Source organism: Dactylosporangium siamense (assembly GCF_016862795.1).
Lineage (GTDB): Bacteria > Actinomycetota > Actinomycetes > Mycobacteriales > Micromonosporaceae > Dactylosporangium > Dactylosporangium siamense.
The window spans coordinates 70,167-89,791 of the sequence record NZ_BONQ01000038.1; the positions used below are offsets into that span (position 1 = coordinate 70,167).

General features: G+C 70.1%; 16 protein-coding genes. 14 read left to right on the forward strand and 2 right to left on the reverse strand.

What is annotated here, in order from left to right:
- Positions 1 to 154: 154 nt before the first annotated feature.
- The 14 genes from Dsi01nite_RS13130 to Dsi01nite_RS13195 all read left to right on the forward strand — a co-directional run bounded on the left by Dsi01nite_RS13130 (position 155) and on the right by Dsi01nite_RS13195 (position 16,753).
- Positions 155 to 1,183: an NAD-dependent epimerase/dehydratase family protein gene (locus Dsi01nite_RS13130; protein ID WP_203846395.1), complete on the forward strand. Its 1,029-nt coding sequence runs from the start codon at positions 155 to 157 to the stop codon at positions 1,181 to 1,183.
- Entirely contained in the window at positions 1,180 to 2,364 is a 1,185-nt protein-coding gene (locus Dsi01nite_RS13135) for a class I SAM-dependent methyltransferase (protein ID WP_203846396.1), read from the forward strand. Before Dsi01nite_RS13130 ends, Dsi01nite_RS13135 begins: the two co-directional genes overlap by 4 nt.
- On the forward strand, positions 2,365 to 3,327 hold the full coding sequence (locus Dsi01nite_RS13140; protein WP_275423359.1) for a glycosyltransferase family 2 protein: 963 nt from the start codon (positions 2,365 to 2,367) through the stop codon (positions 3,325 to 3,327).
- A gap of 8 nt (positions 3,328 to 3,335) precedes the next feature.
- Positions 3,336 to 4,964, forward strand: coding sequence for a lipopolysaccharide biosynthesis protein (locus Dsi01nite_RS13145; RefSeq protein ID WP_203846398.1), 1,629 nt, complete (start codon positions 3,336 to 3,338; stop codon positions 4,962 to 4,964).
- Positions 4,965 to 4,972: 8 nt separating this feature from the next.
- Positions 4,973 to 6,283: a glutamate-1-semialdehyde 2,1-aminomutase gene (locus tag Dsi01nite_RS13150; RefSeq protein ID WP_203846399.1), complete on the forward strand. Its 1,311-nt coding sequence runs from the start codon at positions 4,973 to 4,975 to the stop codon at positions 6,281 to 6,283.
- An 11-nt stretch (positions 6,284 to 6,294) separates the two neighbouring features.
- On the forward strand, positions 6,295 to 7,557 hold the full coding sequence (locus Dsi01nite_RS13155) for a hypothetical protein (RefSeq protein ID WP_203846400.1): 1,263 nt from the start codon (positions 6,295 to 6,297) through the stop codon (positions 7,555 to 7,557).
- A gap of 417 nt (positions 7,558 to 7,974) precedes the next feature.
- Positions 7,975 to 8,982, forward strand: a complete 1,008-nt coding sequence (locus tag Dsi01nite_RS13160; protein ID WP_203846401.1) for a Gfo/Idh/MocA family protein — start codon at positions 7,975 to 7,977, stop codon at positions 8,980 to 8,982.
- A 45-nt stretch (positions 8,983 to 9,027) separates the two neighbouring features.
- A complete protein-coding gene (locus Dsi01nite_RS13165; protein ID WP_203846402.1) occupies positions 9,028 to 10,167 on the forward strand; it encodes a DegT/DnrJ/EryC1/StrS family aminotransferase in 1,140 nt (379 codons plus the stop codon).
- A gap of 57 nt (positions 10,168 to 10,224) precedes the next feature.
- Positions 10,225 to 11,103 (forward strand): sugar transferase, encoded by an 879-nt coding sequence (locus Dsi01nite_RS13170; protein ID WP_203846403.1) that lies wholly within the window; start codon positions 10,225 to 10,227, stop codon positions 11,101 to 11,103.
- A gap of 40 nt (positions 11,104 to 11,143) precedes the next feature.
- Positions 11,144 to 12,415, forward strand: coding sequence for a glycosyltransferase family 4 protein (locus Dsi01nite_RS13175; RefSeq protein WP_203846404.1), 1,272 nt, complete (start codon positions 11,144 to 11,146; stop codon positions 12,413 to 12,415).
- Positions 12,416 to 12,469: 54 nt separating this feature from the next.
- On the forward strand, positions 12,470 to 13,465 hold the full coding sequence (locus tag Dsi01nite_RS13180; protein ID WP_203846405.1) for a hypothetical protein: 996 nt from the start codon (positions 12,470 to 12,472) through the stop codon (positions 13,463 to 13,465).
- On the forward strand, positions 13,462 to 14,949 hold the full coding sequence (locus Dsi01nite_RS13185) for an O-antigen ligase family protein (RefSeq protein ID WP_203846406.1): 1,488 nt from the start codon (positions 13,462 to 13,464) through the stop codon (positions 14,947 to 14,949). The genes Dsi01nite_RS13180 and Dsi01nite_RS13185 overlap by 4 nt, the downstream gene beginning before the upstream one ends.
- Positions 14,950 to 14,963: 14 nt before the next feature.
- Positions 14,964 to 15,785 (forward strand): glycosyltransferase family 2 protein, encoded by an 822-nt coding sequence (locus tag Dsi01nite_RS13190; RefSeq protein WP_203846407.1) that lies wholly within the window; start codon positions 14,964 to 14,966, stop codon positions 15,783 to 15,785.
- Positions 15,782 to 16,753, forward strand: coding sequence for a glycosyltransferase family 2 protein (locus tag Dsi01nite_RS13195; RefSeq protein WP_203846408.1), 972 nt, complete (start codon positions 15,782 to 15,784; stop codon positions 16,751 to 16,753). Before Dsi01nite_RS13190 ends, Dsi01nite_RS13195 begins: the two co-directional genes overlap by 4 nt.
- A 30-nt stretch (positions 16,754 to 16,783) precedes the next feature.
- Here Dsi01nite_RS13195 and Dsi01nite_RS13200 read toward each other — a convergent pair whose 3' ends face one another.
- Both Dsi01nite_RS13200 and Dsi01nite_RS13205 read right to left on the reverse strand, forming a co-directional pair.
- Positions 16,784 to 17,113: an Rv1322 family protein gene (locus tag Dsi01nite_RS13200; protein ID WP_203846409.1), complete on the reverse strand. Its 330-nt coding sequence runs from the start codon at positions 17,111 to 17,113 to the stop codon at positions 16,784 to 16,786.
- 19 nt (positions 17,114 to 17,132) lie between these two features.
- Positions 17,133 to 18,917 (reverse strand): 3-hydroxyacyl-CoA dehydrogenase family protein, encoded by a 1,785-nt coding sequence (locus tag Dsi01nite_RS13205; protein ID WP_203846410.1) that lies wholly within the window; start codon positions 18,915 to 18,917, stop codon positions 17,133 to 17,135.
- Positions 18,918 to 19,625 lie beyond the last annotated feature (708 nt).

Below are 19,625 nucleotides of genomic sequence, written 5' to 3' on the forward strand. Positions count from 1 at the left end.
ACGCGTCAGCCTAAGGCAGAATCCAAGCCAAGAAGCTAGCGGTCACAGATGACTGCGGTTCAACGTCAGAGTAAGAAGTCCGACACACCACCGAGGGCACTTTCGGTCCCTCTTAGACTCGCCTTCCACCCGCCGAGCGTTCGGGAGCTTTGCCATGCGCGTACTCGTCACTGGTCACGACGGATATATCGGCAGCGTGCTGGTGCCGATACTCCGCCAGGCCGGGCACGAGGTGGTCGGTCTGGACACGGGGTTGTTCGCGGACTGCGTGCTCGGGCCGGCGCCGGAGGAGGTCAAGACGCTGCGCGTCGACCTTCGCGACGTCGAGCCATCCCACGTCACCGGGTTCGACGCGGTCATGCACCTCGCGGCGCTGTGCAACGACCCGCTGGGCAACCTCAACCCGGACCTGACGTATGACGTCAACCACCGCTCCACGATCCGCCTGGCGAAGGCCGCGAAGGCGGCCGGGGTGCAGCGGTTCCTCTTCTCGTCGTCCTGCTCGCTCTACGGCAAGGGCGCCGACGACACCCCGCTGGACGAGACGGCCGGCTTCCAGCCGGTGACGCCCTACGGCGAGTCGAAGATCCTCTCGGAGCAGGGCCTGCTGGAGCTCGCCGACGACGACTTCTCGCCGGTGTTCCTGCGCAACTCCACCGCCTACGGGTTCTCCCCCCGGCTGCGCGGCGACCTGGTCGTCAACGACCTCGCCGCGCACGCGCTGCTCACCGGGCAGGTCCGGCTGCTGTCCGACGGCAAGGCGTGGCGGCCCCTGGTGCACATCGAGGACATCTCCGCCGCGTTCCTGGCGTTGCTGGAGGTCGACCGGGACCGGGTGCACGCCAAGGCCTACAACATCGGCAAGAGCACCGAGAACTACCTGATCCGCGACGTGGCGACGCTCGTGTCGGAGGTGGTCCCGGGCAGCGAGGTCACCTTCGCCGAGGGCGCCGGCACGGACCTGCGCAACTACCGGGTCACCTGCGACCTGATCGCGGCCGAGGTCCCCGAGTTCCAGCCGAAGTGGACCGTCAAGCTCGGCGTCGAGCAGCTGATCGAGCAGTACCAGCGGCACGGCCTGACCATCGAGCAGTTCGGCAGCGAGACCCACCAGCGGATCAAGCGGATCAAGGCGCTGATGGCGGCCGGCAAGCTCGACAACAACCTGCGGTGGGTGGCATGAGCGCCGACCGTCTCTGCGACGCCTGCGGCGAGGAGCGGCTGGTCCCGTTCGCCGACCTCGGTGACATCCCGGTCCTGTGCGGGGTGCACTGGGAGGCGCACGGCGACGCCGTCGCGTCACCCGTCGGCAAGATGGAGCTGGCGCACTGCCCGCGCTGCGCCTATGTGCGCAACATCGCATTCGAGCAGGACAAGCTCGTCTACGACACGACGATGGACACCAACCTGCACTTCTCCCCCGCCTTCCAGCGGTTCTCCGCGGACCTGGTGCAGAGCCTCAGCGAGCGGTACGACCTGAGCGGCAAGCTCGTGCTCGACATCGGCTGCGGCCAGGGCGAGTTCCTCAAGGAGCTCACCCACGTCGGCGGCGCCACGGGCGTGGGCTACGACGCGATGTACGCGGGCGAGATCGGCACCAACGGCGCGACCACGTTCCACAGCGGGCTCGCCCCACGCGGCAAGGGCCTGCCGGCGTACGACTTCTTCACCTCGCGGCACTGGTTCGAGCACCTCGACGACCCCCACGAGTTCCTGGTCGACCTGCGGGAGCAGGCGAAGGGTCGCGAGGTCTTCGGCTACGTCGAGGTCCCCGACGCGGTGTACGACCTCGCGACCGCCGGCTGGGAGGTCATCTACCCGCACGTGTCCTACTTCGACGCGTACTCCCTCGCCAGCATCTTCGGCCGGGCGGGCTGGACGGTCGAGTCGACGGGGACGCTGTTCTCGGGGATGTTCCGCTACATCGAGGTGTCGGCCAACCGGCCCCGCGCCGGCGGTCACGTCGCGCACACCGGCGAGCTGCCGTCGATGCGGGCCCGGGACAAGCAGCTCGCGGCGATCGCCGGCTTCGCGGAGCGGCACCACGCCGAGCGGGAGCGCTGGCGCACCACGATCGCGCAGCTCAACACCGACGGCGCCCGGCCGGTGCTGTGGGGCGCGGGCTCGCGCGGTGTGCAGTTCCTGACCCTCGCCGACCGCGAGCTGGGCCTGCACGGCGTCGTCGACCTCAACCCGCGCAAGTGGGGCCGGTTCCTGCCGGTCACCGGGCACCGGGTGGACCCGCCGTCGACGCTGACCACGCTGCAGCCGAAGGCCGTGGTGATCACCAACCCGGCGTACAAGGAAGAGATCGCCAAGTCCCTCGCCGACCTCGGCGTGACCGCAGAGATTCTGGTGGCCTAAATGCCCAGGGTGTCCATCGGCATGACGACGTACAACGTCGAGAAGTACCTGCCCCTGGCGATCGAGTCGATGCTGGCCCAGGACTACCCGGACTTCGAGATCGTCGTGTGCGACAACCTGTCGACCGACGGCACCTGGGAGATCCTGGAGCGCTACGCCGCCAAGGACCAGCGGGTCCGGGTGTACCGCAACCCGGAGAACCTCGGCGAGGCCGGCAACTTCCGGCGGGTCGTGCAGCTGGCCCGCGGCGAGCTGTTCCGGCTCGCCGCGCACGACGACCTCGCCGCGCCGACGCTGATCAGCCGGTGCGTGGAGGCGCTCGACGCGCACCCCGAGGCGATCCTGGCCTTCCCGCAGACGGTGCTGATCGACAGCGACGGCAACGAGATCGGCCCGTGGGACGACGCCATGGACACGTCCACGCTGCGCTCGCGCGGCCGGGTCAGCTGGTATGCGCGGAAGTGGAACCTGTGCAACGAGGTCTTCGGCGTGATCCGCACCGACGTGCTGCGCAAGACCCGGCTGCTCGGGCCGTTCCTGTCCAGCGACGTGCGGATGCTGCACGAGCTGGCGCTGCGCGGCGAGTTCGTGCAGGTGCCGCAGCGGCTGTTCTTCCGCCGGATGCACGCGACCAACACGTTCGGCGCCCAGCGCGACACCGACGAGGTGCTCGAGTGGCTGGAGCCGGGTGCGGCCAAGGGCAAGACCCGCAAGCGCAAGCCCGCCTCGGACCAGAGCCACCACACCAGGATGACCTGGGAGATCACCAAGGCGCTGATGAGCAACGAGCTGCCGGTGACCGAGCGGGCGGTGGCCACCGGCGCGTTCCTGACCTCCTGGGGCACCCGCCGCGGCCGGGCCAAGCTGGGCCGGATCCGCCGCTCGATCACCCGCACCCCGATCGCCCCGCCGCCGTGGGAACAGCCGCAGCAGCAGCCGACTGACCAGCAGCCGCAGGCCTAGGAGTCCGCATGAGTCAGAGCGTCGACCGTACCGTCGATCCGCTCGACCGCACCGTCGACCTTGACAGCACCGTGGAGATCAGCGCGCTGACCTCGGCCGGTGTACCCGCCGGCGGGTACACCGTCCCGGCGCCGGAGGAGGACGCCGAGGAGGCGCCGCGCAAGCGGCTCAAGTCCGCGATCTTCTGGTCGTACGCGCTGACCGCGGGCCGCCTGGGCACCACGACCATCGTCACGTTCGTGCTGGCGAAAATGCTGGGCCCGCACGCGCTGGGCGTCGTCACGACCGCGCTCCTGTTCGTGATGATCACGCAGATGCTGCTCCAGCAGACCCTGCTCACCACGATCATCCAGCGGGAGAAGCTCGACCCCGACCACCTCGACGCCGGGTTCTGGCTGGTCATCGGCGGCAGCCTCGCGCTGACCGGGATCGCCGCCGGCCTGGCACCGCTGTGGGCGTCGTTCAACGACCAGCCGCAGCTCACGAGGCTCTGCATCGCGCTGACCCCGATGATCCTGCTGCAGGGCCTGACCGTGGTGCCCGAGGCGATCCTGCGCCGGAAGATGACCTTCCGGCCGCTCGCCATCCGCACGCTCGTCGCGACCGCGGTCGGCGGCGTGGTCGGCATCGCCATGGCGTTCGCCGGCTACCAGGCCTGGGCCCTCGTCGCGCAACAACTGGTGACCGGCGCCGTCGGGGCGGCCGTGCTGTGGACCGTCACCGACTGGCGCCCCCGCTGGCGGCTGCCGCGCCAGGCGGCCAAGGACCTGTGGGGCTTCTCGTCGCAGACCGCGCTCGGCGGCGTCGGCGTGTTCCTCGCGATCCGCATGGACGTGCTGGTGATCGGTAAGTTCTTCGGCGCGAACGCGACCGGCCTCTACCGCATCGCGCAGCGCCTGCCCGACATGCTGACCGAGGTGACCAGCCGGTCGCTGCAGCAGGTGTCGCTGCCGGAGCTGGCCCGGCTGCAGAAGAAACCGGTGGAGCTGGGCGACCGCCTCGCCAAGATGCTGCACGTGTCCGCCGTGACGGGGCTGCCGGCGCTGGGCATCCTCGCCGCCACCGCGAAGCCGCTCGTCGCGCTGCTCGGCCCCGAATGGTCGCCGGCCGGGACCGCCATGCAGCTGCTGTGCATCGTCGGCATCGTCAACGTGTACGGGGTGCTGCTCGGCCCGGCCCTGCAGGCGGTCGGGCGCCCCGGCATCAACACCGCGCTGTCCTGGGTCCAGCTCGCGGTCGGCGTCACCACCTTCTACTTCATCGGGCAGTGGCTCAACGGCTCCCAGGACGACCGGGCGCAGGTCGCCGCGATCGCGATCGGCATGGCCGCGGTCGAGCTGTCGATCACGATCCTGATGATGTACATCACCTTCGCGCGGGTGCTGAAGGTCAGTTCCTGGCAGATCCTCGGTCCGACCATCCCGGCGTTCCTCGCCGGCTCGGCGGGCTTCCTCATCCCCTTCTTCATCGACCGGTTCGGCCTGATCAGCGGGCCGTGGCTGCTGAAGTTCGTGGTTTACGGCGTGCTGGCCACGGGCATCTCCGGCGGTCTGCTGCTCGCCCTGGACACCCGGACCCGGGGGATGGTCATGCGGAAGGTTCAACCCTTGCTGGAAAAGAAGTTCGGAACGAAGTAGGAGCGGTCTTGCTGTTCGACGAATCCAACCGCCTGCGCCCCCTCGCGCACGCGGTGATCCCCGGTGGTGCGCACACCTACGCGAAGGGCGACGACCAGTTCCCCGAGGAGTCGCCGGGCTTCATCGTCCGGGGCAGCGGGTGCCACGTCTGGGACGCCGACGGCAACGAGTTCGTCGAGTACGGGATGGGGCTGCGCTCGGTCACGCTCGGCCACGGGTACGCACCGGTCGTCGAGGCCGCGGCCCGGCAGATGGCGCAGGGGTTGAACTTCAGCCGCCCGGCGACGATCGAGCTGACCGCCGCGGAGCGGTTGCGGACCGCGCTCGGCGTGCCCGACCGGATGGTGAAGTTCGCGAAGAACGGCTCCGACGTCACGAGCGCCGCGGTGAAGCTGGCCCGCGCGTTCACCGGGCGGGACCTCATCGCGATCTGCGCCGACCACCCGTTCTTCTCCACCGACGACTGGTTCATCGGCACGACCGGCATGCCCGGCGGCATCCCCGGCGCGATCCGTGACCTGACCGTCCGGTACCGCTACAACGACCTGGCGAGCGTCGAGGCGCTGGTCGCCGAGCACCCCGGGAAGATCGCCTGCCTCGTGCAGGAGGTCGAGACGACCGAGCCGCCCGCGCCGGGCTTCCTCGCCGGCCTGCGGGCGCTGTGCGACCGGCACGGCATCGTGCTGATCATCGACGAGATCATCACCGGGTTCCGCTGGCACCTGCGCGGCGCGTCGCACGTGCACGGCGTCCAGGCGGACCTGACCAGCTACGGCAAGGCGCTCGGCAACGGCTTCGCGGTCGCCGCGCTCGTCGGCCGGGCCGACATCATGGCGCTCGGCGGCCTGCGGACGGATCAGGAGCGGGTCTTCCTGCTGTCCACCACGTACGGTGCCGACACGCACACCCTGGCCGCGACGATGGCGGTCCTCGACGTGTACGAGCGGGAGCCGGTCATCGAGCACCTGCACCGGCAGGGGCGGCGGCTCGCCGAGGGGGTCACGGCGGCCGCCGCGGCGCACGGGCTCCAGGACTTCGTCGGCGTGGCGGGCCGCGACAGCAACCTCATCTACCTGACCAGGGACGCCGACGGCGAGCGGTCCCAGCCGTTCCGGACCCTGTTCCTGCAGGAGCTGATCCGCCGCGGCGTGATCGCCCCCTCGTTCGTGGTCAGCTACTCGCACACCGACGCCGACATCGACCGCACCATCGAGGCGGTCGACGGCGCCCTGGCCGTCTACGCGAAGGCGCTGAGCGACGGCGTCGAGGCGTACCTGGTCGGCCGCGCCGTGAAGCCCGTCTTCCGCCCTTACGTCTGAGGGGTACACCCGTGGTCGCCGTCGTCGAAGAACGGGAAGCAGCGGTCAAGGGCGGTATCCGCCCACCGGTGAAGGCAGTCCTCGTCGTGGGCGCCCTGGTCGCCGGGACGGCCGCCTCGATCCTGCGGCAGCCGGGGCCCGGCGCGCTGGACACGATCTGGGCCGAGGACGGCGAGATCTTCCTGACCCAGGCCGTGCGCGACGGCGCCGGGGCGTTCACCACCTCCTACGCTGGCTACTACCACCTCGTCGCCCGCCTCGTCGCCGGGGTCGCCGCGCTGCTGCCGCCCTCGCAGGCCGCGGCCGCGCTCGCCATCGGCGCGGCGTTCGTCACGACGGTCTTCGCGATCGCGGCGTATGCCCTCAGCGGGGAGTACATCTCCTCGACCGTGGGCCGGCTGGTCGTGTCGGTGCCGGTCGTGGCGCTGCCGATGGCGCAGGGCGACGTGCTGAACTCCCCCGCGAACCTGCACTGGACCGGGCTCTACGTGCTGTTCTGGTTCCTGCTGTGCCGGCCCACCTCGACGACCGGCAAGGTGCTCAGCTGCGCCGGGATCGTGCTCGTGGTCGGCAGCGACATCCTCACCGGCGTCTACCTGCCGCTCGTGGCGTTCGTCCTGTGGTTCCACCGGGACCGGTACGCCGTGGTGAAGGCGGTCGCGTTCGCGGTGCCCTTCGCGGTGCAGGTGCTCGGCCTGCTGACCGGGGCGAGCGAGCGGGAGGGCCTGGCGCCGGACCCGGTGCGGGCGGTGACCGGCTTCGTGCTGCGCGCGGTGCCCACGGCCCTGTTCGGCGAGCGGTGGGTCGGCCAGTCGATCAGCACCCGCGGCCTGCTCTTCGGTGCGCTCGCGTGGCTGCTCATCGGCGCCGTGCTGATCCTGGCGCTGCGCAAGGTCGTGCGTCCACGCTGGACACTGGTGATCGCGGCCGGCGCGCACAGCGCGCTGGTCTACCTCGCGCCGGTCGCGCTGAGCGGCATCGCCACCCCCCGCTACAACGTGGCGCCGGCACTGCTGCTGCTGGTGACCCTCGTCGCACTGCTCAACGACGTGATCGGCGTGCGGGTCCTCGCGGCGCTGCTGCTGGTGGTCTGCGCGGTGAACTTCCGGGTGGACAACGCCCGAGCGGACGGGCCGGACTGGCACACCGGGTTACAAAGGGCTGAGACGGCCTGCGCGGCCGATCCAGCCGGCACCGCGACGGTCGAGGTGACCCCGCTCGCGGCACCCGGATGGCACGTTGCGCTGCCGTGTGACTATGTCGACAGAAAATGACCCCGTAGCAATGCGGGCATCGTCGGACAAGCAATTATCAGGCGAACTATGATCCACTCCAGAGTTAAAGCCTGAATTTCCTCGACCGTTCGGCCAGGCTTGCCTGGCGGAACGACGGAGGTCGTTGCACCACGGAACGAGATTCATGTTTAGCAGCCCGCAGGTACGCTGAGCTGCGCAACAGGAGATCACTTCTGTCCGTTTCGCAACATTAGTACCATATTTGTATTTCGTGTTTTTTGTTGTCATTGAACGCGCGAAGCGGCATTTCATGTTCCGTTAAAAGAGGCATGTAAAGAATGCGACACGGCGAGATTGCCAGTGCCCACTTGCCTCCTACACGCGTTATCCGCCAGTGTCGCTAGGCGACTGCCAAGGGGGCGCCGCGATGATTATTCTCCGGGAGCAGGGTCGGTCATGAAGGTTGGCGTCATCGGCTGTGGTTACTGGGGAGCGAAGCACGTCAGGGTGCTCTCATCGCTCCCCGAGGTGTCACTGGTCGTCGCTATCGACGCACAGACGGAGCGGATCGAGCCGTTGCGCCGGATGTATCCGAGCGCGCTCTGCGTCACCAGCCTCGACGAGGTGATCGACCTCATCGACGCCGCGATCATCGCCACACCCCCGCGCTCGCACGCCCCGCTCGCCAAGCGGCTGCTCGCCGCCGGCAAGCACGTCATGGTCGAGAAGCCGATGACCGCCTCGACCGAGGAGGCCCGCGAGCTCATCGCGATGGCCGACGAGGCCGGGCTGACCCTCGCCACCGGGCACACCTTCGAGCACAACGCGGTGGTCAAGCACCTGCGCGACATGGTCGCCGCCGAGGAGCTCGGCAAGATCTACTACATCGACACCGCGCGGCTGAACCTCGGCCTCTACCAGCCCGACGTCAACGTCGTCTGGGACCTGGCGCCGCACGACATCTCGATCATCAACATGGTGCTGGACAGCACGCCGACCGCGGTGAGCGCCTGGGGCGCCAGCCACGCCGGCACGCCCTTCGAGGACGTCGCCTACTTGCGGCTGGAGTACGGCGCGATCGGCGCCACCGCGAACATCCACGTCAGCTGGCTCGACCCGTCGAAGGTGCGCCGCGTGACGGTGGTCGGCAGCCAGCGCATGGCGGTCTACGACGACATGCTCGACGAGGGCCGGCTGCGCATCTACGACAAGGGCGTCCAGGGCGCCCCGCTGGACGGCACCGTGCCGATGTCGTACCGCTACGGCGGCATCACCGCGCCGCACATCCCGATGACCGAGCCCCTCGGCGAGGTCGACCGCGACTTCGTCCAGTCGGCGCTGTCCGGCCGCACCCCGCAGGTCGACGGCCGCCGTGGCCTCGCCGTCGTGGAGGTGCTCGAGGCCGCGGCCGAGTCGATGGCCACCGGCCGCACGGTCGAGATCTCCCAGCCCGCCAACGTCTGACCCGTCCTCTCCTCGAACGACCCGAAACGAAAGGACCCCACGTCCGTGCGCATCCCGTTCAATGACCTCGCCACACCGCACGCGTCGATCGTCGAGGACGTCGTCGCGGAGGTGCGCGCGCTGGCCGGCAACTCCCGCTTCATCGGCGGGCCGGCCGTCGAGGCCTTCGAGCAGGACTTCGCGGCGTACTGCCGCACCACGCACGCCGTGGGGGTCGCCAACGGCACGGACGCGATCGAGCTGACGCTGCGGGCGCTCGGTATCGGCGGCGGCGACGAGGTCCTGGTGCCGGCCAACACGTTCATCGCGACCGCCTCCGCCGTCGCGGCGACCGGCGCCACCCCCGTCTTCGTCGACGTGGACCCCGTGAGCCTCCTGGTCACGCCTGCCTCGCTGGAGGCCGGCAAGACCGAGCGGACCGCCGCGGTGATCCCGGTGCACCTCTACGGGCACATGGTGCCGCCGGCCGACGTGCTGCCGTTCGCGGCCAGGCACGGGCTCGCCGTGATCGAGGATTCCGCGCAGGCACATGGCGCCAACGCGCCGGCTGCCGCCCAGAATGAGGCTCTGGATGAGAAGGTGCGGGCCGGGTCCTACGGCGTCGCTGGAACCTTTAGTTTTTATCCGGGCAAGAACCTCGGCGCCTGGGGCGACGGCGGAGCGGTGGTGACCGACGACGCGCAGCTCGCCTCGCGGATCCGGTCACTGGCCAACCACGGCCGGTCCGAGGGGACCGATCACTACGAACACCGCTACATCGGGCGCAACAGCCGGCTCGACGCGTTGCAGGCGACCGTCCTGCGCCGCAAGCTGGCCGACCTGGACTCAGCCACCGGGCAGCGCCGGCGCGTCGCGTCGGTGTACGCGGAGGCACTCGCCGCGCACGGCATCCCACTGGTGGCACCGCTGCCCGGGGTGGACAGCGCATGGCACCTGCTCGTCGCGCGGGTGCCGGGACGCGAGGCGGTCCGGCGCCTGCTGGACGAGGCCGGCATCGGCACCGGGGTCCACTACCCGGTTCCTTGCCACCGGCAACACGCATACGCTACCGACCAGACCGTCAGCCTTCCGGCGGCCGAGCAGGCCGCCGCCGAGATCCTCTCCCTTCCCTTCTTCCCCCACCTGCGGGACGAAGAGGTCGCCTACGTCGCGGACCACCTCGCCAAGGCGATCGCCGCGCTCTGATTTCCGTCAGCTCGCTCGTTCGTTGTCGCACCAACGCACAGTGAGGAGGTGTCGCTGTTGACCGCATCACAGGCCGTCGACGCTGCACTGAACACCACGCCGTCCTCGGCTGACTCGGCTGAGGACGCGTCCGATGACGCCACCGTCGTGATCTCGTCCCTGCCCCAGCCGGACACCGCGCCCATCGGCGGCGAGCTCGAGATCCCCGACGACGCCACCGTCGAGATCCCGATGCCGCAGCGGGTCCTGCGCAAGGTCGGCAGCGGCTGGGGCCTGATCCAGGGGCACCGCGAAGGCCGCTCGCTCATCCCGAAGCGGTCGCTGCGGCAGCTCGCGGAGGGTCTCGTCGCCCTGGCGATCCTCGCCGCACTGTCGCCGGTGCTGCTCGTGGTCGCGCTCGCGGTCAAGTGGACCAGCGAGGGACCGATGCTGTTCCGGCAGGAGCGCCTCGGTCTGCACCGCAGCACGTTCAAGATCATCAAGTTCCGCACGATGAGCAACAAGAACAGCGACGCGCAGCACCGCGAGTTCGTCAAGAAGATGCTCACCTCCGACGACGACGTCGACGGCGGCGAGCAGGGCGTCTACAAGCTGGTCAACGACCCGCGGATCACGCCCATCGGCGGCTTCCTGCGGCGCACCAGCATCGACGAGCTGCCCCAGCTGTGGAACGTCGTGCGCGGCGAGATGTCCCTCGTCGGCCCGCGGCCGGTCCTCGCCTGGGAGGCGGACCTGTTCCCGCCGGAGGCGGAGCGGCGCTTCGCCTGCCGGCCCGGCATGACCGGCCTGTGGCAGGTGTCCGGCCGCAGCACCCTGGACTTCAAGGCCGCCCTCGAGCTCGACGTCGTATACGTCGAGAAGAAGTCGGTCTGGTATGACATCTCGATCCTCTGGCGCACGGTCGGAGTGGTCTTCAACCGATCGGTGGCACGGTGAGCAATCCAGTCGCCGCTCGTCGTAAGGGCAGGGTGGCTCAGTGAAGGATCCGCGACTCCACGTCGTGATCGCGGTGGCGAATCTGCCGGTCGAGCGGGACCGGCGGGTCATCCGCGAGGTCAAGGCCCTGGAGGCGGCGGGCTACCGGGTCACGGTGATCTGCCCCCGGGGCGTCTCGAAGATCACGCAGGTGCCGGGCACCGTCGACGCGAAGGTCCGCTCGTACAAGATGTACGAGTCCTCCGGCGGCGCGGTCTCCTTCGCCGTCGAGTTCGCCTGGTCGTTCGTGTGCATCGGCTGGCACCTGATGGCCGCGGTGATCCGCGACAAGGCCGTCGCCGCCCAGGTCTGCAACCCGCCGGACGTCTTCTTCCCGCTCGCGCTGCTGATGCGGATGCTGGGCCGGCCGTGGGTCTTCGACCACCACGACCTGTCCCCCGAGGTGTACCAGGCCCGCGGCGGCCGCCCCGGCTCGCTGCTGGACAAGGTGCTGCTGCGCTTCGAGAAGTGGTCGCAGCGCGCCGCCTCGGCGGTCGTGTCCACCAACGAGTCCTACCGCGAGCTCGCGATCAGCCGTGGCGGCTGCGACCCCTCCCGGGTGGTGGTGGTCCGCAACGGGCCGTCGGCGTCCGAGGTCAAGCCGGTCGCCTCCGCTCCCGCCGAGATCGACGACCACACCATCGTCTACCTGGGCGTCCTCGGCGCGCAGGACGGCGTCGACAACGCGATCCTGGCCGCCGAGCGGCTGGTCGACCTGCGCGGCCGGCTCGGCTGGCGCCTCGTCGTCGCCGGTGACGGCGAGTGCCTGGAGAGCCTCAAGGCGCTGACCGTGGAGCGCAAGCTCGAGGACGTCGTGGAGTTCACCGGCTGGCTCGGCGTCGAGGAGATCGACCGGCTGCTGCGCACCGCTTCCGTCGGATTACAGCCAGATCCTCGCAGCGCGCACGCCGAGGTGTCGACAATGGCCAAGACCGTCGAATACCTCGCCCGGGGACTGCCGGTCGTCGGTGTGGACATGCGGGAGACCCGGCGCAGCGCCGGTGACGCCGGGGTCTACGTCGAGCACGGCACCCCCGAGGAGTTCGCCGGCGCCCTGCACCGACTGCTGGACGACCCGGTGGCACGTGCGTCGATGCGCAACGTCGCGCTCGCGCGGTTCCGCAACACCTTGGCCTGGGAACACCAGGCGGCGGCTTATGTCCGGCTATGGGACGAGTTGCTGTCCACCCGCCGTGAGAGGTACAAAGCGGGGTCGGCGATCATTCGACAAGCCGCACCCGCAGACGTCAGTCAGGCAGAGCAACGACAGTGATGCGCGCAAATGAATACCGCCCGACCGGCGACCGCGCTTGTGTGAGGGGATGACGTGGACCTCTGGGATCTCGCCAAGCTGATGGGTCGACGCTGGTATCTCATGGCGCCGATGATCATCTTGACCCTGGCCGCGACCAGCTGGGCGCTGCTCACCATCAAGCCCGACTACACCTCGACCGGTCAGATCATGCTGATCCCGCCGGCCGACCGCACCCCGTTGACACCTGCCGAGCTGCAGTCGACCAACACCTGGGTCGAGGTCGGCGAGGACATCATGGCCAAGGCCCTGTCGATCTCGCTGAACACCAACCAGACCCACAAGGAGATCGAGGGCGAGGGCTTCTCCTCGAGCTTCGAGGTCGCCGCCGAGGACCGCTCCAGCATCCTCACCGTGACCGCGACCGCGACCACCGCCGCCGCCGCACAGGCGACCGTGCAGCGCCTGCAGAAGCAGATCACCCGCGAGGTCGACGAGATGCAGGCGCGCTACAAGCCCAAGGCGGGCCGCGCGATCAGCACCCAGGTCCTCGACGCCGGCGACACCATCGAGGTCGTCTCCTCGAAGGTCAAGCGCGCCGCCGTCGTCATCATCGGCGTCGGGTTGCTGCTCACCGCCGCGGTGACCATCGTCGGTGACAACATCCTGCGCCGCCGGGCCCGCGCCCAGGCACTGCGCCGCCAGCAGGCCGGCGACCTCGAGTCCGGCGACGACGCCGACGTCATAGCCGACACCGACCGGTCGCCCGGCGGTCGCGTCAACGGGACGGGCAAGGCGGCCAACGGCAGCGAAGTCGTCGCGAAGCAGGACGAGACGGCCGTGATCACCGTCGGCCGGATCAAGAGCACCGTGGCGAGCAACAACGGCAACGCCAATGCCAACGCCGCCGGGCCCGGCCTCACGGTGGCGTACCGGCAGGCCGAGGTAGCCCCGGACGACGACCGGCGCGGGGTCGAGCCCGACGACGCGACGATCATCCTGCCGCTGGGCAACACGCCGTGGGCCGGCCGGGAGGGTCGCGACAAGGACGCTGAGGCGCGCAACCGTTGACCTCCAGCACCGTGGCGGGCGAGAGCCGCACGCGTAGCCAGGCGCCACCCGCTGCGGTGGCGCCGGATGACCTGCGGATCTTCAAGCGCAAGCCGAAGCGGAAACGGGTCCAGGGTTACCGCCCGTCGCCCGACCTGCTGCCGGTCCTGATCGACGAGCGCACCTACGCCTCGCGCCGGCGGCGCAGCCACATCGACGCCGCGTCGCTGCTCGTCCTGGTCGTGATCCTGATCCAGCTGCTGCCGTCCCGACTGGTCGTGCCGGACCTGACCTCGGTCGGCCGGCCCGGCCTGCTGATCGGCCTGCTGCTGGCCGTCTGGTGGATGCTGTCCAAGCTGCACCCGCGCCTGGCCATGATCGGCCCGCAGCCGATGCGGTGGGCGTTCGTGGTCTACGCGCTCACGCTGCTGCTGTCCTACGCGGCCGGTCAGTTCCGTGGCCTGCCCGTGCTGGAGGCCAACTCCGCCGACCGGGCCCTGCTCGGCGCCCTGGCGTTCATGGGCATCGTCTTCATGACCGCCGACGGCGTGCCGACCCGCGAGCGCCTCGACGACGTGCAGCGGGTCCTGGTCTACTGCACCGGGATCAACGCCCTGCTGGGCATCCTGCAGTTCGTCACCAAGAAGGACCTCACGCAGAACATCGTCATCCCCGGCCTGACCCTGCAGGGCGAGCTGGTCGGCCTCGCCGACCGCGGCGGCGGCGGCCTCATCCGGGTCGCCGGCACCACGGGGCACTTCATCGAGTTCAGCGTGGTCATGGCGTTCGCGGTGCCGCTGGGCATCCACTACGCCCGCTACGCCAAGACGAAGCTCGAGCGCCGGATCTTCCTCGTCGCGACGCTGCTGATCGCCGGATCGATCCCCCTCGCGCTGTCCCGCACCGGCATCCTCGCCGTCGGCATCGCCCTGCTGTGCATGTGGCCGGCGTGGAGCTGGCGCTTCCGCTTCAACGTCGTGGTCATCAGCCTGGGCCTGCTGGGCGTGCTGTCCGTGGTCCGGCCCGGCCTGCTGGGCACGCTGCGGTCCCTGTTCAGCAACGCCGAGGACGACCCGAGCATCAAGGGCCGCACCGACGACTACGCCATCGTCTTCCAGTACGCCTCCGAACGGCCCTGGCTGGGCCGTGGCACCGGCACGTTCATTCCCGAGCTGTACCGCTACCTGGACAACCAGTGGCTGATGACGCTCATGAACAACGGCTACCTCGGCATCGCCGGGATGGTGGTGCTGCACTTCTCCGGCGTGTTCCTCGCGATCATCGCGTTCCGCCGGGCGGAGAATGAGGTCGACCGTCACCTGTGCGCGGCCATCTCGGCCGTCCCGCTCATCGCGGCCCTCACCGGCCTCACGTTCGACTCGTTCTCGTTCAGCACCTTCGTGGTCGTGCTCGCCCTGCAGCTCGGCGCCGCCGGCGCGATGTGGCGCTTCACGCACCCGGCCCGCACCACCCGCGGCGCCGCCGTCGGCGCTCTCCAACGCTGAATCTGGAGTTTTCGGTGATCTCAGTCGTCATCGCCGCCCACAACGAGGCGGCGGTCATCGGACGCTGCCTCGACGGCATCCTCGCCCCCGACATCGACATCACCGTGGTCGCCAACGGGTGCAGTGACGACACGGCCGCGATCGCCGCGAGCCGCCCCGGCGTCCGCGTCATCGACCGCCCCGAGCCGGGCAAGTCGGGCGCCTTGAACGCCGGCGACGCGGTCGCCACCGGCTTCCCCCGCATCTACCTGGACGCCGACATCCCGCTGACCGCCGCCGATCTGCGGGTCTTGGCGGCCTTTTTGTCCGAGACGCCCGGCCTGCTCGCCGCCACCGCGCGCCGGGCCCTGGACACCCGCCGGCGCCCGCTGCTGGTGAAGGCGCACAGCGCGATCAACGGCCGGCTCCCCGCGTACCGCGACGCGCTCTACGGCCGTGGCGTCATCGCACTGTCCGCCTCCGGCCGGGCGAGGTTCGACACCTTCCCCGAGGTGGTCGCCGACGACCTGTTCCTCGACGGCCTCTTCGGCCCCGGCGAGAAGGCCGAGACGCCCGCGGTCGTCGCCGTCGTCGAGACGCCCCGCCGCACTTCGGATCTCGTGAAGCGTTTGGCCAGGGTACGGGCGGGTAACGCGGCTCTGCGCGCCGCGGGTGCCGCCCGTCCGGCGGCGCGCTCCTCGTGGTTGCGCGACGTGGTCGTCCCGAGGCCCTGGCTTCTGCCGGCGGCGGTGGGCTACGTTGCGCTCACCGTTGCCGCGTCGCGCGCCGCCCGCCGCCGCGACGTCGGATGGGGCCACGACACGTCCACCCGCGGAGCAGTCGGAGCACAACAGTGAGCCTTGATCCAGTCGTCAGCGTCGTCCTCGTCTCGTACAACACCCGCGAGCTGACGCTCAAGAACCTCGCGGGCCTGCAGGCGGCCACCGCCGTGCCGATCGAGATCATCGTGGTCGACAACGCCTCGACCGACAACTCGGCGGCGGCGATCGGCCACGCCTACCCCGAGGTGCGCGTCCTGCGCCAGCCGGAGAACCTCGGCTTCGGCAACGCGGTCAACCTCGGCGCCGCACGCGCCACCGGCCGCTGGATCCTGCTGATCAACCCGGACACCGAGCCGGTCGGCGACGTGATCCGCACCCTGGTCGAGTTCGCCGGCAGCCACCCCGAGAACCGCATCTACACCGGCCGGACGCTGCGCGCCGACCACACCGACGACGGCCACTCCGTGCACGCGCTGCCCAGCCTGTGGGGCTACACCTGCTTCGCCACCGGCCTGTCGTCGCTGCGCCGGCAGTCGGCGCTGTTCAACCCCGACGAGCTGCCCGGCCTCGACCGGGCCATCGGCGGCGAGGTGCCGGCCGTGTCCGGTTGCCTGCTGCTCATCGACCGGCCCCTCTGGCAGCAGCTGGGCGGCTTCACCCCGGACTACTTCATGTACAGCGAGGACATCGACCTCAGCGCCCGCGCCCGCGACCTGGGCGCCCGCCCGGTCCTCGTCCCGGAGGCGCAGCTGCTGCACGTCGGCGGCGCCGCCTCCAGCACGGTCAACAAGCGGATCATGGTGCTGCGGGGCAAGACCACGTTCGTCCGCCTGCGCTGGTCGCCCGGCCGGGCGAAGGTTGCCCGGCTGCTCATTTCCGCCGGGGTACTGCTCCGCGCCGCCGGCGGGGCGAGCTGGCGCGAGGTATGGCGCCAGCGGGCGACGTGGCTGGCCGGCTGGCCCGCGCCGGGCGGCGCCGCGGTCATCCCCGCGCAGGCCGTGCCGTCCGAACCGGCGGCCACCCGGTCGGGTTCTCAGCCGTAGGTCGGGTTTCTCAGCCGTAGGTCGGGTTTCTCAGCCGTACCGTGGGGCGCTGCGGCTGCGCTGGATGTTCGGCGTGCGCCGCTCGCGGGCGCGCCAGCAGCCGGTGTGCCAGTGCCGGCGGTCGGCGAGGTCGCCACGGCCGTCGGCCGGCCAGGACACCAGGTGCGGCACACCCGGGGCGATCTCCTGGTCACAGCCGGGGCAGCGGTACGCCTTCGTCGCGGCGCTGGCCGGAATGTTGCGGACCTGCCACTCGCCGTCACTCCACGTCTGCACTCCTTCGACGCCGCGCTTGACCCGTTCGAGATCGATCGGCTCGGGCGCGGCGTCGCGGCGGACGTGATTGCGACGTGGGCTCACACTTCCAGCGTACCGATGATCACCGCTTGGAGTAGTCGCGGAACCCGCGGCCCACTTTCCGGCCCAGGTAGCCGGCGGTCACCAGGTGCTCCAACAGCGGCGCGGGGGCGAAGCCGGGCTCGCGCAGCTCCAGGTACAACTCCCGCTGGATGGCGAGCGAGACGTCCAAGCCGACCACGTCGAGCAGCTCGAACGGCCCCATCGGGTAGCCACAGCCGAGCTTCATCGCGTAGTCGATGTCGTCCGCGGTCGAGTACGACGCCTCGACCATCTTCACCGCGTCGTTGAGATACGGGAACAGCAGCGCGTTGACCACGAACCCGGACCGGTCGGCGCACACCACCGCGTGCTTGGCGAGGGCCCGGCACACCTCGGTCGCGGTGTTCACGGTCGCGTCCGACGTCCGGATCGTGCGGACCACCTCGACCAGCCCCATCACCGGCGCCGGGTTGAAGAAGTGCAGCCCGATCACGTCCGCGGGGCGCTCGGTCGCGACCGCGCACTCGATCACCGGCAGGCTCGACGTCGTCGTGGCGAGCACGACCCCCGGCTTGCAGATCTCGTCGAGCGAGGCGAACAGCGCCTTCTTCACCGACAGCTCCTCGACCACCGCCTCGACCACCAGGTCGACGTCATTCAGGTGGTCGATCGTCGCGGACCACGTGACCCGCCCGATCGCGGCGTCCCGGTCCCGCTCGGTGAGCTTGCCCCGCACCACGCCCTTGTTGAGGCTGGTCTTGAGCCGCTCGCACACCTGCGCGGACTTCTCCGCGCCCCGGGTCACGGACACGACCTCGAACCCGGCCTTCGCGAACACCTCGATGATGCCCGTCGCCATCGTGCCGGAGCCGACCACGCCCACCTTCGCGATGTGCGTCGGCCTGCCGCTGTCGTTGCTGGTCGCCGGCGTGAGCTCGTCGGCCACGACGACCGGCGACCCCGGCTTCTCGTACGTGTAGAACCCCCGCCCCGACTTCCGCCCGAGCAGCCCGGCCGTCACCATCTGCTTGATCAGCGGCACCGGCGCGTGCCTGCGGTCCCGGCCGCCGCGCCGGTACATGGTGTCGAGGATCTCGTACGCCGTGTCGAGCCCGATCAGATCCATCAGCGCGAGCGGCCCCATCGGCAGCCCGCACCCGAGCTTCATGGCCGCGTCGATGTCCTCGCGGGTCGCGTAGCGCGCCTCGACCATGGAGACGGCCTGGTTGAGATACCCGAACAGCAGCGCGTTGGCGATGAACCCGGCCCGGTCCGTGATCGTCACGTCCACCTTGCCGAGCCGCTCGCACAGCGCCTCGATGTCGGTGACCACGTCCTGCGACGTCACCACCGTGCGCACCACCTCGACCAGCTTCATGATCGGCGCCGGGTTGAAGAAGTGCATGCCGATGACCTGGTTCGGCCTGGTCGTGGCCACCGAGATCTCCGTGACCGACAGGCTGGAGGTGTTGGTCGCGAGAATCGCCTCGGGCTTGCAGACCCGATCCAGCTCGGCGAAGATCCGCTGCTTGAGGTCCAGGTGCTCGGGCACCGCCTCGATCACCAGGTCCACCTCGTGCAACGCGTCCAACCCCACCGCGAACGTGACCCGCCCGAGCAGCGCGTCCCGGTCGCCGGCGGACAGCTTGCCCTTGGCGACGGCCCGGTCGAGCGACCCGCGCATCGTCACCTCACCCCGGTGCAGCGCCACATCACTGATCTCGACCGCGGTGACGGCCACCCCGCTGCGGGCGAAGACCTCGACGATGCCGGCGCCCATGGTGCCCAGCCCGACCACACCCACGGAACCAAACTCGCGCCCCATCGCACGACCTCCCTAACGACCGCTCAGGTTACTGGCGAGTCTCCCATGCCACCCCCACCCAGCGCCCTGTGGGATTTCTGGCTGTGCTGGCCGGGGGCTGCGCCACCCCGCAGCCCCTCATGCTCGCTGCGCTCACACAGCCGCGCGTTCCGCGTTGGCTGGGATCGCGTATACGCGCCCATCCCGTGGCCGGCCGCCCGCGGTCCACCTGCCACCACATCCGCCCCACGATCCGTGCCCGTTTGCAGGGCTCCCCGACGGGCGGGCCACCATGATCGAAGGTGCGCACCGGTCGCCCCGATGACCACGGAGCGCCTTCGATCATCGCTCCATGATCGAAGGCGCGGGTCGGGACGGAAGGGCGGAGCGGGCGAACGAAGATCGCCGCCCGAACCGCGCGAAGCGATGGCAACAGCGACCGGGCCACAGCGATCGGTAGCAGCGACCGAGCAGTGCGTCATGTTCGGGGTGCGGGGCCGAGTCGAACACCGTCCGGTGCGGGACCGTTGTCGTGATCACGGGCATTTCGATGGCACCTGGGCCTGGCGAAGTTCCAGCGTGAGCGCAGCGATGAACCATGAACGAACCTCGACCGAAGCTGGACGGATCGGGCTGTCGCTGCCCGCTGACCGGCGAGGGCGGCAATCGGCAGTGGCCGGCACCCGGCAACCCGGCGAGCTGCCACGAGCCGACGCCTCCGGCGGCAGA

Coding starts and splice junctions, on each gene's coding strand:
- Dsi01nite_RS13130 (WP_203846395.1), top strand. CDS start 155: ATGCGCGTACTCGTCACTGGTCACGACGGATATATCGGCAGCGTGCTG.
- Dsi01nite_RS13135 (WP_203846396.1), top strand. CDS start 1,180: ATGAGCGCCGACCGTCTCTGCGACGCCTGCGGCGAGGAGCGGCTGGTC.
- Dsi01nite_RS13140 (WP_275423359.1), top strand. CDS start 2,365: ATGCCCAGGGTGTCCATCGGCATGACGACGTACAACGTCGAGAAGTAC.
- Dsi01nite_RS13145 (WP_203846398.1), top strand. CDS start 3,336: ATGAGTCAGAGCGTCGACCGTACCGTCGATCCGCTCGACCGCACCGTC.
- Dsi01nite_RS13160 (WP_203846401.1), top strand. CDS start 7,975: ATGAAGGTTGGCGTCATCGGCTGTGGTTACTGGGGAGCGAAGCACGTC.
- Dsi01nite_RS13205 (WP_203846410.1), bottom strand. CDS start 18,917: ATGGGGCGCGAGTTTGGTTCCGTGGGTGTGGTCGGGCTGGGCACCATG.